The 15,085-nt window shown below is 65.7% G+C and carries 13 protein-coding genes; 6 read left to right on the forward strand and 7 right to left on the reverse strand.

All coding sequences use genetic code 11. The annotated features are described in order from the left end of the window. Positions 1–46 precede the first annotated feature (46 nt). Positions 47–2,134, forward strand: coding sequence for a PQQ-dependent dehydrogenase, methanol/ethanol family (locus AB5I84_RS09085; protein WP_369455534.1), 2,088 nt, complete (start codon positions 47–49; stop codon positions 2,132–2,134). Positions 2,135–2,927: 793 nt separating this feature from the next. Here the strand turns inward: AB5I84_RS09085 and ccmE are convergent. The 5 genes from ccmE to ccmA are packed head-to-tail and all read right to left on the reverse strand — an operon-like array spanning position 2,928 to position 5,855. Continuing rightward, on the reverse strand, positions 2,928–3,380 hold the full coding sequence (ccmE, locus tag AB5I84_RS09090) for a cytochrome c maturation protein CcmE (RefSeq protein ID WP_369455535.1): 453 nt from the start codon (positions 3,378–3,380) through the stop codon (positions 2,928–2,930). After that, positions 3,377–3,565, reverse strand: coding sequence for a heme exporter protein CcmD (gene ccmD / locus AB5I84_RS09095; RefSeq protein ID WP_369455536.1), 189 nt, complete (start codon positions 3,563–3,565; stop codon positions 3,377–3,379). The genes ccmE and ccmD overlap by 4 nt, the downstream gene beginning before the upstream one ends. Next, entirely contained in the window at positions 3,565–4,494 is a 930-nt protein-coding gene (gene ccmC, locus AB5I84_RS09100; RefSeq protein ID WP_369455537.1) for a heme ABC transporter permease CcmC, read from the reverse strand. The genes ccmD and ccmC overlap by 1 nt, the downstream gene beginning before the upstream one ends. Before the next feature lie 33 nt (positions 4,495–4,527). Further along, positions 4,528–5,199: a heme exporter protein CcmB gene (gene ccmB, locus AB5I84_RS09105; RefSeq protein WP_369455538.1), complete on the reverse strand. Its 672-nt coding sequence runs from the start codon at positions 5,197–5,199 to the stop codon at positions 4,528–4,530. Next, positions 5,196–5,855: a cytochrome c biogenesis heme-transporting ATPase CcmA gene (gene ccmA, locus AB5I84_RS09110; protein ID WP_369455539.1), complete on the reverse strand. Its 660-nt coding sequence runs from the start codon at positions 5,853–5,855 to the stop codon at positions 5,196–5,198. The genes ccmB and ccmA overlap by 4 nt, the downstream gene beginning before the upstream one ends. Before the next feature lie 185 nt (positions 5,856–6,040). On the opposite strand from ccmA, the gene AB5I84_RS09115 reads away from it, so the two are divergent. The 5 genes from AB5I84_RS09115 (at position 6,041) to AB5I84_RS09135 (ending at position 12,742) form a co-directional block, all read left to right on the forward strand. Beyond that, positions 6,041–6,349, forward strand: coding sequence for a hypothetical protein (locus AB5I84_RS09115; RefSeq protein WP_369455540.1), 309 nt, complete (start codon positions 6,041–6,043; stop codon positions 6,347–6,349). A gap of 60 nt (positions 6,350–6,409) precedes the next feature. After that, positions 6,410–7,645, forward strand: coding sequence for a TolC family protein (locus tag AB5I84_RS09120; protein ID WP_369455541.1), 1,236 nt, complete (start codon positions 6,410–6,412; stop codon positions 7,643–7,645). Positions 7,646–7,647: 2 nt separating this feature from the next. After that, entirely contained in the window at positions 7,648–8,757 is a 1,110-nt protein-coding gene (locus tag AB5I84_RS09125; protein ID WP_369455542.1) for an efflux RND transporter periplasmic adaptor subunit, read from the forward strand. Positions 8,758–8,769: 12 nt separating this feature from the next. Then, on the forward strand, positions 8,770–11,883 hold the full coding sequence (locus AB5I84_RS09130; protein WP_369455543.1) for an efflux RND transporter permease subunit: 3,114 nt from the start codon (positions 8,770–8,772) through the stop codon (positions 11,881–11,883). Between the two features lie 190 nt (positions 11,884–12,073). Next, positions 12,074–12,742, forward strand: a complete 669-nt coding sequence (locus AB5I84_RS09135) for a MarC family NAAT transporter (protein WP_369455544.1) — start codon at positions 12,074–12,076, stop codon at positions 12,740–12,742. A gap of 86 nt (positions 12,743–12,828) precedes the next feature. Here the strand turns inward: AB5I84_RS09135 and AB5I84_RS09140 are convergent, their stop codons facing one another. Together AB5I84_RS09140 and AB5I84_RS09145 are read right to left on the reverse strand one after the other, a co-directional pair. Continuing rightward, a complete protein-coding gene (locus AB5I84_RS09140; protein ID WP_369455545.1) occupies positions 12,829–14,256 on the reverse strand; it encodes a lipopolysaccharide kinase InaA family protein in 1,428 nt (475 codons plus the stop codon). Then, positions 14,256–14,990, reverse strand: coding sequence for a lipopolysaccharide kinase InaA family protein (locus AB5I84_RS09145; RefSeq protein ID WP_369455546.1), 735 nt, complete (start codon positions 14,988–14,990; stop codon positions 14,256–14,258). The genes AB5I84_RS09140 and AB5I84_RS09145 overlap by 1 nt, the downstream gene beginning before the upstream one ends. Positions 14,991–15,085 lie beyond the last annotated feature (95 nt).

Genomic DNA, 15,085 nt, shown 5'->3' on the forward strand with positions numbered 1-15,085 from the left:
GCCGGCGTGCGCAACACAACAATAACCATTGCGGAGCATCCTCATCATGACTTCAGTTTCCCTGGCCCGAGCCATCAGCACCGCGCTGCTGTGCGGCGCGTTGGCCACCCCGGCATGGGCCGCTCCGGCGGCCATGCCCACCGAAGCCTCGATCACCGCCAACCAGGCCACCGGCAAAGAATGGCCGTCGCACGGCTTCGATCACGCCGGTACGCGCTTCAGCCCGCTCACCCAGATCAGCCGCGACAACGTCGCCAAGCTGGGGCTGGCGTGGAGCTACGATTTGGAATCCACCCGCGGCGTCGAGGCCACCCCGATCGTGGTCAACGGCGTCATGTACGTCACCGCGTCGTGGTCGGTAGTGCATGCGGTGGATGTGAAAACCGGCAAACGGCTGTGGTCGTTCGACCCTAAGGTGCCGCGTGAGCAAGCGTTCATGGCGTGCTGTGACGTGGTCAACCGCGGCGTCGCGGTACACGAGGGCAAGGTCTACGTCGGCACCCTGGACGGACGCTTGGTGGCGATCGACGCCGCCAGCGGCAAGCGCCTGTGGGAGCAGGACACGGTGGAAGACCGCAGCCGCCCCTACACCATCACCGGCGCCCCGCGCGTGTTCCGTGGCAATGTCATCATCGGCAACGGCGGCGCCGAGTTCGGCGTGCGCGGCTACATCACCGCTTACGATGCTGCCACTGGCAAGGAGAAATGGCGCTGGTACACGGTACCGGGCGATCCGTCCAAACCGTTTGAAGACGCATCCATGGAAGCCGCAGCCAAAACCTGGGATCCGGCCGGCAAATGGTGGGAGACCGGCGGTGGCGGCACGGTGTGGAACTCCATGGTGTTCGACCCCGAGCTGAACCTGATGTACATCGGCACCGGCAACGGCTCGCCCTGGAACCACCGCCTGCGTAGCCCGGCCGGGGGCGACAACCTGTACTTGGCGTCGATCGTGGCGCTGCGTCCGGACACCGGCGAGTACGTCTGGCACTACCAGGAAACCCCGGGCGACAACTGGGACTACACCTCGGTGCAGGACCTGATCCTTGCCGACCTGACGCTGGACGGCAAACCGCGCAAGGTGGTGATGCACGCACCGAAGAACGGTTTCTTCTTCGTCATCGATCGAGTCACCGGCGAGTTCATCTCGGCGAAAAACTTTGTCGACGTGAACTGGACCAAAGGCTACGACGCCAATGGCCGGCCGATCGACGTGCCGGAAGCCCGCTCCGGGCAGCCCTATGACGCCATTCCGGGTCCGTTCGGCGCGCACAACTGGCATTCCATGTCGTACAGCCCGCAAACCGGCCTCGCCTACTTCCCGGCGCAAAACATTCCGCTCAACCTGTCCGCCGACACCAGCTGGAAAGGCTACGGCACCAACAAGCCCGGCCAGCCGATGAGCAATATTGGCTGGAACCTGGGTACCGCGCTCAACGTCGAGGCGCCGACCAGCAAACCGTTCGGCCGCCTGTTGGCATGGGACCCGGTGAAGCAACAGGAGCGCTGGCGCTATGAACACGTGGCGCCGTGGAACGGCGGCACCCTCGCCACCGCCGGCAAGCTGGTATTCCAAGGCACCGCTGACGCACGCCTGATGGCGTTCGACGCCGACACCGGCAAGGTGCTGTGGCAATCCCCGATGGGCACAGGCGTGATCGCGGCGCCGGTGACCTATGAGGTGGATGGCGAGCAGTACGTGTCCATCGCCGCAGGTTGGGGCGGGGTCTTCGGTCAGTCCCAACGGGCATCCGAGAACAACACCCCGGGCACCGTCTACACCTTCAAGCTGAACGGCAAGGCGGCGATGCCGGCGTTCACCCAGCACCAGGCCGGCAACCTGCTGTCCGGGGTCAAATACGACCCGGCGCACGTGGAAGAAGGCACCGCGCTGTACGTCAGCAACTGCCTGTTCTGCCACGGTGTGCCCGGCGTCGACAAGGGCGGCAACCTGCCCAACCTTGGCTACGTGGACCGCATGTTCATCGAGAACCTGGATCGCTTCGTGTTCAACGGCCCGTTCACGTCACTGGGGATGCCGGACTTCACCGGCCGCCTGAGCGCCGAGGACGTGGAAAAGATCAAAGCCTTCATCCAAGGCACCGCTGACGCCGTGCGGCCGCCACAACCCTGACCGAACAGCGCCCGGCGGCAACGCCGGGCGGCTTTTTTACCGCAGCAACAGTCTCGCTGTAGCGCCCCTCCCTTCCTTTGCTCGCCGACGCCCGACTCCATTCCAGATGCGCTTGCCTGCGCCACCGCCGCCGTGGGCGTACGCACTAGGCCCAGTCCGCAGCAGCCATATCGCTAGCTGTTTTTCCATTCCCAGTTACCTGCCGCTGCCGCGCGCCATTGCAGCGCCTTGGGCTGCCCCATCATGCCGATCACCGCGCGGGCTGCTGAGACGATAGCTGCGCTGCTTTACAGGTCAGATCGGAAATCGCGGCGTGCGCAGCAGCGCCACGTCAACCGGATTCAGCCTCGGCCCATTGAGCTTGCCCGCTGCGTGATGATCGACACCGGAAAAGCTTCACGGGGCAGCCCCTCGGTCGAGCCGTGCGCAGCCGCTACAGCATCGAGCAAGATGACGATAATGGCTGCCGCATCGAGGCTGTCATCGGACCGGCCATGCATTCCCAGCGGGACACCGATCCAACGCGTTGAGGTCCGCGACCTGCTTCCACGGCAGGGCTTCGACCACGCCCCTCTTGGGCCGCTTTCACTGCCTCGCCAACAGCTCAGCCGAGCCCCCTGCCCGTCCCTTTCGGTACCGCTGGCGAGCCACCAATCACTCAGTGCCACACTTCCGTTCGCAGATGCCAAAGCCTGCGGCCCGCCACAGAGCCGGCGACACTCCCGCCCACAGCACCCACCAACAAAAACGCCCGGTGCAAGGCACCGGGCGTCGGTTGGAACCGGACAGCCGCTCAGCTGGCGCTGGGCTTGGCCCCCGGATGGCCGGAGCGCTCCAGCGCTTTCTGGACTTCCGGCGGCATGTAGTTCTCATCGTGCTTGGCCAGCACTTCGCGGGCCTCGAAGCGGTTTGCCGTCACCAGCGTGCCGTTGGCGACAATGCCCTGACCTTCTTTGAACAGGTCCGGCAGGATGCCCTCGTACACCACCGTCAGCATGGCGCCGCCGTCAGCCACATCGAAGGACACTTTCAGGCTTTCCGGGTCGCGGCGCACGGTACCCGGCACCACCAAACCACCCACGCGGATGCGCTGGCCGACTTCCACTTCGCCATCGGCAATCTGCTGCGGCGAGTAGAACATGTTGATGTTGGAGGACAGCGCGTACAGCAGCAGTCCCACCGCCACCGAGAGCCCGGCCAAGGCACCGATAATGATCAGCAGTCGCTGTCGACGGACAGGGTTCATGGTTTCTCCCGCATGGCTTGTTGACGTTCAAGTTGACGTCGGATGTCACGCCGCACCGCACGGCCGCGCGCCAACGCCCAAATCACATTGGCGGCGATCAGTGCCGCCCCTAGCCCGAAGGCGCTCCACACGTAGGGGCCGTGGCCGTTCATTTGCCACAGCGCCTGTAACGATTCGAAGTACATCAGCGCACCTCCTCGGCCACCCAAGCACTGCGGCGCTCGCGCCACAGCACCTCAGTACGGATGCGGATCAGCACCGTCACCGCGAACAGGAAATAGATGCCGAACATGGACAGCAGCAGTGGCGTTTGCATGCTCGGATGGATGGCACTGCCGGCGGCACCGAACGCCTTCATCGACGCTGGCTGGTGCAAGCTGAACCACCAGTCCACCGAGTAACGCACCACCACCACGTTGATGATACCCACCAACGCCAGCAACGCCGCCGCACGACCCGCTTGGCGCGGATCACTGATGGCGTTATGCAGCACGATGATGCCGAGATACATGAAGAACAGGATCAGCATCGAGGTCAGCCGCGCCTCCCACACCCAGTAGGTGCCCCAGGTCGGCTTGCCCCAGATGGCACCGGTGATCAGCGCCACTGCCGCCATCACTGCGCCAAACGGCGCAATTGCTTTGATCGCCACCTCAGCCATTTTCAGCCGCCACACCAGCGCCACCACGCCGGCCACCGCCATGGCGGAATAGCCCATCAGCGCAGCACTGGCCGCCGGCACATGGATGTAGATGATGCGGTAGCTGTTGCCCTGCTCCCAATGCTCCGGAGCGAACACCAGCCCCCACACCAGACCGGTCAGCGTCAGCCCGGCGGCGATCGCCACCAGCCACGGCAGCCAACGACCGCTCTTCTGGTAGAAATAGCGCGGTGACGCCAACTGGTGATACCAGCGCACCAAGCCGTTCCAATACCATTGCGGCCGCTTGAGAGCGCCGAGGTAGAACGCCATCGCCAGCAGCCAGCCACCGCCAAGCCAGGTCAGGCGAATGGTTTCGCTCACCGACCAAAAGCGGTATCCGAGCGCCACCAGCAGCAGGCCCAGCACCGCACTGATCCAGAAATGGCGCGGCAGTTGTTTCGAGTGTGTCATCGTTATTGTCTCGCCCTGCGACAGTTGCAACCGTCAATCACCGCTGGTGATGCGCAGCCCCAGCGCCACCGCGAACGGGCCAACGCTTACTGCCACCGCCAACATCGCTCCCAGCAACGCCAGGATGCCTTCCACGGCCATGCCGTCCATGGCGTAGCCCACCGCACCGGCACCGAACACCAGCACCGGCACGAACAGCGGCAGCACCAGCAGCGCCAGCAGGAAGCCGCTGCGCCGGGCACTGACCGTCAGCGCCGCACCGATGGCGCCAATCACCGTCAGCGTCGGCGTGCCGAGCAGCAGTGACAGCACCAGCACTTTCAGCGCCTCCACCGGCAGCTGCAGCATGTAGCCTAGCAGCGGCGCCACCAGCACCAATGGCAAACCACCTAGCAACCAATGTGCCAGCAACCGCGCCAGCACCGGCACATACAAATGACCCGGCGCCACCAGCAGTTGTTCCAGCGCGCCGCATTCTTCATCGCGGCGGAACAATCCCTCCAGCGACAGCATCACCGCCAGCAGCGCCGCCACCCAGACCACGCCGGGCGCCAACACGCGCAGCAACTCCGGCGCCGGGGTCAGCGCCAGCGGGAACAGGCTGGTGACCACCGCAAAGAAGAACAACGGATTGATGATCTCGCCCGGCGCGCGCAGCCCGAGCAACAGTTCTCGCCGCAGCAACGGCAACAGGATTCCGCTCATGCCGCCGCTCCAGCACGCAGCACCTGTGGCCGCGCCGCGCCCAGATGCACTTGATGGATGTCACCGGCGAGTCGGTGGTGCGAGGTGTAGATCACCAACCCACCAGCTGCGGCATGGGCGCGCAGTTGCTGTTCCAGCAGCGCCACGCCGTCCAGATCAATGGCGGTGAATGGCTCATCCAACACCCACACTGGCTTGCCCGGCAGCCACAACCGCGCCAGCGCCACGCGCCGTTTCTGGCCCGCCGACAGGCTACCCACCAGCGCATCTTCGAACCCGCGCAAGCCCACCGCCGCCAGCGCTGCCGGCAGCAGCGTCGCATCCTGCTGGTGGATGGCACACAAAGCACGCAGGTTTTCCAAGGCCGTCAGCTCGTCACGCAGACCCGGGCGGTGGCCCAGATACAGCAAACCATCGCGGCCCTGGCGGTGATGGCAGCCGGGCAACTGCCAGCGCACCTCACCCTCATAGAAACCGTGCAACCCCACCAGCACTCGCAGCAGCGTGGTCTTGCCGGCACCGTTGGCACCGGCCACCTGCCAGATCTCGCCGGCAGAAGCGGTCAGCGACAGCTGCGAAAACAGCAGACGGTCATCCCGTTCACAGGACAGAGCGTCCAAGGTCAGCAACGGCGGGGGCAGATCAGCGGCGGTCACGGCGTCTCGCAGGTCAGGGCGTCAGAAAACCGCCGGAGTATAGCACGCTGTGGCGCCACGGCAGCCGCCGGCACGCGACGTGACAGCCACGGAACTGTGCGGCACCATGGCGGTCTTTATCAGGCAGTGACGCGGCCCCCGCCGTGTTCGTCAAGGCGCATCGCCGCGCCAGAACAGGACAACCAATGCTGTTGCGTGGTCTCGGATTACTGATGTGTGTGCTGGTGGCATGGCAGTCGTTGCATGCCATCGCGGACCGTCATGTCAGTCACAGTCACCACAGCGCCGAATGGTCGAGCCCAGTCAGCGTCGATGCCGCCACCGCAGACAGCGACCACAGCGGCCACCACCATTGTTGCCCCACCCATGCCCCGGCGATTCCGGTGGCATTGCTGACTACCGAGGCCAGCCTGCCACTGCTGCCGCGGGCGCACGGCGACGGCGATCCACGCTGGCGCAACGACCGTCTCGATCGACCCCCCACCCACTTCTGATCACACCACTGTCCGGCACGGTTAGCCCGTGCTGTCCTTTGCTTGATCGGAGTGCATTCCATGTTCCATCCCGTTATGCGGCGCTGTGCCGCCGTGGCGGCGTGTCTAGCATTGCTGGGCCCGGCCCCGGCGCTGGCCGCCCCATTCCAACAATGGCTCGACCAGCAGTTGCGCCAACATCCAGCCATGACCGCCGCCGAACGCCTGCGTGATGCCGGCGACGCCGAGGCCGACGATCTGTCCCGGCCGCGCTACAACCCCGACCTCACCAGCCAGTACGAGCGCGAAGGCGACGCCAACAACTACCGCATCGGCCTGTCGCAGACCATTGATGTGTGGGGCAAGCGCCGCGGCGCCGAGCACGTCGCCCAGGCCACCCGCGATAGCGCGGCGCTGGTCTACGCCGAGCGCTGGGCGCAGCGCCGCACCGACGCCCTGCAGGCGTTAGTGGCCTGGCGGGCCGCCGCCCAGCGGGCGGAGTTGGCCGCAGAGCAAGAACAACAACTCGGCACCTTGCTCAGCGACATTGAACGCCGCCGTCAGGTGGGCGACCTCGGCGCCGCCGACAGTGCCCTGGCGACCTTATCCAGCGCCCGGGTGCTGGCCGACACCGCCGCCGTGCAGGCGGAACTGGGCCGCAGCGAAATGGAGCTGCAGGCACTGCTGCCGGCGTTCTCGCCCACGGCACCGGTACCAATTCCCGACGCGCTCTGGTCGCTGCCAGCCGCCGAGCACGCCAGCGCTGCATCGCAGCATCCGCGCCTCTTAGCCGCCCGCGCCCAATGGCAGCAGTTGCAGCAGCTGGCCCAACAGGCGCGGCGCGAGTACCGCGCCGACCCCACCGTCGGACTCAACGCCGGCCGCTCCGGCGACGACAGCGTGATCGGTGTGGAAGTGTCGATCCCACTCAACCTGCGCGACCGCTATAGCGCCCGTCAGCGGCTGGCAGACCAGCAAGCGCTGGCGGCGGAAGCCGACTACCAAAGTCTGGAGCGCGAACTGCAGTTTGCCGCGGCGGCGGCGGCCAGCGCCCGTGATCGCTACCGCGAACGGCTCGATCAATGGCAGCAACGGGTGGCGGCGCCGTTGGCGCGCAGCGCCACCCTGCTGCACCGCCAATGGCAACAAGGCGACCTGTCCACCGCCGACTACCTGCAGGCCTTGCAGCAACGGCGCGAGGGCCTGCAAGCCGGCATCGAGCTGGAAGCCGCCTGGCACACCGCTTACCTGGACTGGCTGCGCGACAGCGGCCAGCTGGACGCCGCCCTGGCGGCACTCACCGAACAAGGACTCTGACCATGAACGCTTCTCTGTTTCTGCTGCCGCTGTTGCTGCTGGCGCTGCCGGCCGCCGCCCACGGACCGGCAGCCGCCGACAACGCTGACACCAACACGGTTGACGATGATCACGAGGGCATCACGCTCAGCGCTACCCAGCAGCAACTGGCAGGCATCCGCCTGCGCACGCTGACTGCCGCACCGGCGGCCTACCAATGGCGCTTGCCCGCGGAGCTGACCGCGAACGCCTACACCCGCTTCCAGATCACCCCGCGCGTGGCCTCGGTGGTGGTGCGCCGTCATGTCTCGCTGGGTGATGAGGTCGACAGTGGCGCCGCGCTGGTGACGCTGTTCAGTGATGAGGTGGCCAGTGCTCAAGGCGCTTACCGAGTGGCCGAGGCCGAGCAGCGCCGCGTGCAACAACTGGGGCGCGCCACCGTCGGCGAGCGCCGCGCGGTGGAAGCACAAGTGGCGTTGGAGGCGGCACGCGGGCGGTTGCAGGCATTTGGTCTGACCGCGGCGCAGTGGTCTGGCCGCGGCACGCTGGGCGAGTACACCCTGACAGCCCCCAGCGCCGGCCGCGTGATCAGCGACGACTTCGTACAAGGTCAGCAAGTGGCGCCCGGCAGCGCACTGCTGGAGCTGGCGGATGAGCAAACGCTGTGGGCGTTGGCACAGTTGCCGCCCGGCGTCGCCCACGACTGGCCCGCGGCGGTGGAGGCGGAGGTAAGCGTCAACGGCATCACGGTGCCAGCGCAGCTGCTGCAAGTGGCACACCTGATCGACCCGGTGACCCGCACCCAAGTGGCGCGTTTCAGTCTGACCAACCCGGACCATCGCCTGCATCCCGGCCAATTCGCGCAGGTCAGCGTGCGCTACACGCTGCCGGAACCGGTCCTGACCGTGCCGGACAGCGCCTTGATGCGTGACGCCGACGGCCAATGGCAGGTGTTCATCGAAGCCGCCGACGAGCCCGGCTCGTTCCGCGCGGTGCCGGTGACGTTGGGGCCACGGCTGGGCGACCGCCAAGTGGTGGAAGGCCCGCTGGACGGCCAGCGGGTGGTCTGGGAAGGCGCGTTCTTTGTCGCCTCGGAAGCCGCTAAGGGCGACTTCGATCCCCACAACCACTGACCGGAGCGCCCCATGTTGCAACGACTGATTGATCTGGCACTGCGCCAGCGGCTGCTGGTGGGCCTCGCCCTGCTGGCACTGGCGTTGGCGGCCACGGTGGTGATTCCGCGCCTGAATCTGGACGCCTTCCCGGATGTCACCAACATCCAGGTATCGGTGGACACCGAAGCGCCCGGCTTGGCCGCCGAGGAGGTGGAACAGCTGATCACCTTCCCGATCGAAGCGATGATGTACGCGCTGCCGAACGTGGCCGAGGTGCGCTCGATTTCCAAGACCGGGCTGTCCGGCGTCACTGTGGTGTTCAAGGACGGCACCGACCTCTACTTCGCCCGCCAGCTGGTGTTCGAACAGCTACAGAGCGCCCGCGAACAAATCCCGGCGGGCATTGGTATCCCGGAACTGGGCCCGAACACCTCTGGCCTCGGCCAGGTGTATCAATATGTACTGCGCGCCACGCCCGGCAGCGGGCACGATCTGGCCAGTTTGCGCAGCCTCAACGATTGGGTGGTGAAACCACTGCTGATGCCGGTAGAGGGCGTCACCGACGTGCTGTCGTTCGGCGGCGAAGTGCGCCAATACCAGGTGCGGCTGCAACCGGACCGACTGCTGTCCTATGACATCACCCAGGCCGAGGTGGCGGCAGCACTGGAGCGCAACAACCTCAACGTCGGCGGCTGGTACCTCAACCGCGGCCAAGAACAGTTGGTGATCCGTGGCGTCGGCGCCTACGCCCCCGGCGAAGCGGGGTTGGAACAACTGCGCCAAACCCCGGTGCGTAGCATCGGCGGCACCGTCATCACCGTCGGCCAACTTGCCGAGGTGGCATTTGGCGCCGAAATTCGCCAAGGCGCGGTGACCATGACCGCCCGCGATGACAGCGGCGCGCCGCAGGCAGAAGGCGAAGTGGTCAGCGGTGTGGTGCTCAAACGCATGGGCGCCAACACCCGCGCCACTATTTTGGGCCTGCAACGGCAACTACCACTGATTCAGCAGACCTTGCCCGACGGCGTGAGCTTGGAGCCGTTCTACGACCAAGCCGATTTGGTCCAACACGCGGTGCGCACCGTCACCGATGCGCTGTTGATCGCGTTCGTTTTGATCACCGTGATCTTGGCACTGTTCCTGATGAACCTGCGCGCCACCCTGCTGGTGCTGCTGTCGATCCCGGTGTCGATCGGCATCGCACTGATGGTGATGGCGCAAGCCGGACTGTCCGCCAACCTGATGTCGCTGGGCGGCATCGCGGTAGCGATCGGCATGCTGGTGGACGGCTCGGTGGTGATGGTGGAAAACATCTTCCGTCACTTGGCCCAGGCCGATACCCGCCGCAGCCTGCTCGACCGGGTGCGGCTGGCATGCCAGGAGGTGGCGCGGCCGGTGCTGTTTGCCACGCTCATCATCCTGGTGGTGTTCCTGCCGCTGTTCGGCTTCGAAGGGGTCGAAGCGCGTATGTTCCAGCCGATGGCGATCAGCATCATCTTGGCGATGCTGGCCGCATTGGTGGTGGCGCTGCTGGTGGTGCCGGCGATGGCGGTGTACCTGTTCCCGCATGGACTGCCGACGCCACGCGCTAATCCGATGGTGGCCTGGCTGGAGCGCCATTACGGCCTAATACTGAGCTGGGCACTGCACCGTCGGCGCGCGGTGGTGGCTGGTGCGCTGGCGTTGGTGGTGCTGGCGGCACTGCTACTGCCACGGCTCGGCACCGAGTTTGTGCCGGAATTGGAAGAGGGCACCCTCAATCTGCGCGTGACGCTGGCGCCCTCCTCCAGCCTCGACACCGCGCTCAGCGTGGCACCGAAGCTGGAAGCACTGTTGATGGCGTTTCCGGAAGTCACCTACACCCTCAGCCGCATCGGCCGGCCGGAGATCGGCGGCGACCCGGAACCGGTCAACAACATCGAAATCTACATCGGCTTGAAGCCGGTATCGGAGTGGACCAGTGCCGACAACCGGCTGGCGCTGCAGGGACAAATGACCGAGGCGCTGGAACAGCATCCGGGCCTGCTACTGACCTTCTCGCAACCGATTGCCACCCGCGTCGACGAGCTGTTGTCCGGCGTGCGCGCGCAGTTGGCGATCAAGCTGTTCGGTCCCGATTTGACGGTGCTGGCCACGCAGGGCCAAGCCATCGAGCAACTGGTGCAGCGCATTCCCGGCACCCGCGATGTGGCACTGGAACAAATCGGCGGCGAAGCGCAATTGGTGGTGCGCCCACAACGCGCAGCGCTGTCGCGGTTGGGGCTCAGTGTGGCGGATGTGATGGGGCTGGTACGCGACGGCCTCGGCGGCCAGCAGGCCGGGCAGATCATCCAAGGCAACGAGCGCTACGACATCAGCGTGCGGCTGGCCGCCGATGCCCGCAGCGACCTGGAGCAGATCGGCAACCTGCGCCTGCGCGCTGCCAGCGGCGCACTGGTGCGGCTCAGCGATGTGGCCACGCTGGCGATTGAGTCCGGCCCGCCGCAAGTGCGCCGCGACGATGTGCAGCGGCGCGTGGTGGTACAGGCCAACGTGGAAGGCCGTGACATGGGCTCGGTGGTGGCCGACATCCGCGCCGGCATCGAGCGTGAACTGTCGTTGCCAGCCGGCTACACGGTGGACATCGGCGGTCAGTTCGAAAACCAGCAGCGCGCCCAGCAGCGCCTGCTGCTGATCGTGCCGGTATCCCTGCTGCTGATCGCATTGCTGCTGTATATCGCGTTCCAATCCCTGCCGCAGGCGCTGCTGATTCTGATCAACGTGCCGCTGGCCACCGTCGGCGGTGTGCTGGCGCTGTGGCTGTCGGGCCAGTATCTGTCGGTGCCGAGCGCGGTGGGCTTCATCACCCTGTTCGGGGTGGCGGTGCTCAACGGCGTGGTGATGGTGGAAAGCATCAACCAGCGCCGCAGCGACGGCCTGACGCTTGACCAGGCGCTGTTTGATGGTGCCCGCTCGCGGCTGCGACCAGTGCTGATGACCGCGCTGACCTCGGCGCTGGGGCTGATTCCAATGCTGCTGGCTAGCGGTATCGGTTCAGAAATTCAGCGCCCACTGGCCACTGTGATTCTTGGCGGTCTGGTCAGTGCCACCCTGCTGACGCTGGTGGTGTTGCCGGTGTTGTACCCACTGTTCAGCAAGCGCTGAGCATACCGTCGCCGGGCCAGCCGGCCGCTGCGCAGTGTGTCGCCGACCGTCACGTCAGCGGCACACTGCGCCGATCGGTTCATGCTCCGGTTCAACCGCGCCCGCCAACCGCTACCAGCACGACGCTACCAGACGTCGTACAATGCGCCGCCCTGTTCCCGCCTTTTCCACACTTTGCCTAGGACTTGCCATGCAGCTTGCTATTGCCGCTGTGATTGCGCTGTTGCCGATCATCAACCCGTTCAGCACCGCTCCCATGTTTCTCGCCATCACCGAAGGCGACACCGATGCCGAGCGCTGGGAGCAGGCGCGCAAAGCAGTGATCTACATGGTCTGCATCCTGATCGCGTTTCTGGTGAGCGGCAGTTTGATTATGAATTTCTTCGGGCTGTCGCTGCCGGGATTGCGCATCGCCGGCGGCATTCTGGTGGCCGGAGTCGGCATGCGCATGTTGTATCCGAAGGATGAAGGCATGCAGACCCAGGCCGAGCACCAAGAATCGCGCCGCAAACGCGATGTGTCGTTCACGCCGCTGGCGATGCCAAGTCTGGCCGGCCCCGGCGCCATTTCAGTGACCATCGGCCTGACGTCGATGGCCAAGGATTGGATCGACTTTGTCTCGATCAGCATCGGCATCCTGATCGTGGCGGTGATTGTGGCGGTGACGCTGCGACTGTCCACCAAGCTGGTGAAGGTACTGGGCGTCAACGGCCTGCACGCCATGACCAAGATCATGGGCTTCCTGATCCTGTGCGTAGGGGTGCAATTCGTGGTCAACGGCGTGGTGGAGGTGGCGTCCAGCCCGGAACTGGTGGGCAGCATCCTCAACGCGGTGGACAGCCTGCGCAGCCAACCCTGAACCCACTGCGCCCGCCGGGACGGTCTCAGCGGGCGCGGTGCTGCCAGGGTTTCAATAACGGCCTCACGCCACAGGCAGCGATGACCTCACGCCGCGGGCAACGCCTGATCGAGCCACTGGTACAACGCGCTGTGCGGCGCCCAGTTGCGCAGTAACCGCGCACGATCGCGGGCGTAAGCACGGCGATACCCCCAGCCGCTGCGATAACGCCGCAAACTGTCGAGATCGATCAACAGCCACTGGCCATCACGCCACAACAGATTGTGTCCTTTCAGATCGCCATGGCCGATGCGCAAGCGGCGCAGATCCGCCACCAGCGCCAGCAACGCCTCACGCTCTGCCTGCGGCGGCAATCCCTGCTCTGCCCAGGGCGCCCAGCGCCGCAGCAAGTCGTCGTCACCGCAATGCTCCAGCAGTAACCACGCCGGCCCACGCAGCACACCGAAGGTGCGTTGTTCCTTCACCATCACCGCCGACGCGGTGGGGATGCCAACAAACGCCAGCAGGTGCGCCGCTACCCAGCTGTGCCAAGCGCGGCTGGCGCGCCAACAGCGCGTCAGCCAGTGGCCGACGCTCTTAATGTTGTAGCGTTTCAGCAGCCAAGTCTGGTCATGCCAGTCCACCGCGGCCACCGCCGCGGTGCCACCCTGCTTGTAGAAGCGGCCATTGGCGAGCACCGCATCCGGGTCTTGTACCAGCGGCCCGAGGTGGTCTTGGTCGAGCTGGCGCCGGCGCACCAACGCCAGACTGTCGCGGGTGCGCAGTGCCGCGAAGCTGGTGCAATCGCGCTGCACTTTCTTCAGGTATTTTTGCAGCCGCCATGCCTGTACGCGGCGAATCAGCCGCTGCAACTGGCGGATTGAGCCCGGCAGCAGGCCGTAATGGCGCGCCAGCTGTGGCAGGTAATCGCTCAGATCCACCGGCAATTGCGCCAAGAACACGCCCAGGTTGCGCCGCGCGCGGCGCCGCGACAGCGGCTTGCCGAGGGTCTCCGAGCGGATGCAATCGCCGTCAATCACCAGCAGGTTGCCGTCATTTACCAGCAGGTTGCCGAGGTGCAAATCGCCGTGCCAGATGCCGTTGCGATGCATCGCCGCGATCACCGCCAGCGCCCGCGCCAACAGCGCTTCTTGGTCGGCGCTCAGCAGCGGCTGCGCCGCCACCGTGGCCCATTCCTGCGACAAGCTGCGAGTGGGCGCAATAAAAGCGGTCAGCAAGCAGGTGCGACGCGGGGTGGTGTCTTGGTACAGCAGCGCTGGGGTAGCGATGCCCTGGTCCAACAACCGCTGGATACCGCGCTGTTCACGGCGGCAATGACGTTCGGCACTGGGGCCGACAAACACTTTCGCCAGCACCTGTTGGTCGCGCCAGCGGGCGCGCGCCACATAGCGCTTGTCCGGCAGCACCCGCAGCCATTCCAGCAACTCCAGTTGGCTGCCGTCGGCCAGTTCCATCACATAAGGCAGCGCCGGCACCCGGCCGGCCAAGCGTGGAGCAGTCTGTACCGCTTGCATCAGCGCTGCGCCTTACGGCGACTGCGGCCGGCAATGCGCTGCAGCCAGGTCAGTTGCGTCACCGGGTCCGGGGTATAGCTTTCCAGCAGCTGTGCCGCCTCACCCTCGCCCCAGGCCGGTGCTGACCGGCGCAGCAGGGGTTCCAGATCACGCAGACGATCGTGATCGCCCCACAGCGCGCGGCGGGCATTCTCCAGATCAATGAAGCAGGCTTCGAGGCCATCGCCCTGGGCACGCAGGAAGATGTGTTTGGGATAGCAGCAGCCGTGCACCAGTCCCTGCTGATGCAGTTGCTGTAGCAGCCTGCCACAGGCCGCCAGTACGCCACTGCGCACCGGTTCCGGCAATTGCGGCCAGCGCTGCTGCCAGTGGGCCAGGTCCTGCCAGTCGCTCAGCGCGTAGGTGAGCAACATCGCTTGGCGGCCACGCTGGGCAAAATAGCCGGCGCGCAGGGCCGGAATCCCACAGCGCTGGAAGCGGTTGATGTTGCGCCATTCGCGCGCAAACGTCGGTTCACCGAACGGTGCGCGCAGACTGCGCGTCAGGTGATCGCGTTGGCGTTTGAGGAAATAAGGCTGACCATCCACGGTCAGCCGCGAGACGCTGCTCCAGCCACCACGGTCAGTATTGGGTTCATCCACCACCGGCAGATCCAGCGCCCACAGGGTGTCAAAATCCAGCCAGCCGCATTGGCGCAAACGACTCGCGGTGGCCTGATCCATGCTCTGCTTCACAGGCGATCTCACTCAATTCGATGGCTGCCCTGCACCGAGGCGCTGACCGACCAACAGTCCAGTCAAAGGCAAAGGCGGCATTCTAGCGGCCCGAC

The sequence above is a fragment of the Alcanivorax sp. REN37 genome, from assembly GCF_041102775.1.
GTDB lineage: Bacteria > Pseudomonadota > Gammaproteobacteria > Pseudomonadales > Alcanivoracaceae > Isoalcanivorax > Isoalcanivorax beigongshangi.

Bases quoted from the DNA above. Each gene is read 5' to 3' on its own strand.
- AB5I84_RS09085 (WP_369455534.1), top strand. From the start codon at position 47: ATGACTTCAGTTTCCCTGGCCCGAGCCATCAGCACCGCGCTGCTGTGC.
- ccmE (WP_369455535.1), bottom strand. From the start codon at position 3,380: ATGAACCCTGTCCGTCGACAGCGACTGCTGATCATTATCGGTGCCTTG.
- ccmD (WP_369455536.1), bottom strand. From the start codon at position 3,565: ATGTACTTCGAATCGTTACAGGCGCTGTGGCAAATGAACGGCCACGGC.
- ccmC (WP_369455537.1), bottom strand. From the start codon at position 4,494: ATGACACACTCGAAACAACTGCCGCGCCATTTCTGGATCAGTGCGGTG.
- ccmB (WP_369455538.1), bottom strand. From the start codon at position 5,199: ATGAGCGGAATCCTGTTGCCGTTGCTGCGGCGAGAACTGTTGCTCGGG.
- AB5I84_RS09115 (WP_369455540.1), top strand. From the start codon at position 6,041: ATGCTGTTGCGTGGTCTCGGATTACTGATGTGTGTGCTGGTGGCATGG.
- AB5I84_RS09120 (WP_369455541.1), top strand. From the start codon at position 6,410: ATGTTCCATCCCGTTATGCGGCGCTGTGCCGCCGTGGCGGCGTGTCTA.
- AB5I84_RS09125 (WP_369455542.1), top strand. From the start codon at position 7,648: ATGAACGCTTCTCTGTTTCTGCTGCCGCTGTTGCTGCTGGCGCTGCCG.
- AB5I84_RS09130 (WP_369455543.1), top strand. From the start codon at position 8,770: ATGTTGCAACGACTGATTGATCTGGCACTGCGCCAGCGGCTGCTGGTG.
- AB5I84_RS09135 (WP_369455544.1), top strand. From the start codon at position 12,074: ATGCAGCTTGCTATTGCCGCTGTGATTGCGCTGTTGCCGATCATCAAC.
- AB5I84_RS09140 (WP_369455545.1), bottom strand. From the start codon at position 14,256: ATGCAAGCGGTACAGACTGCTCCACGCTTGGCCGGCCGGGTGCCGGCG.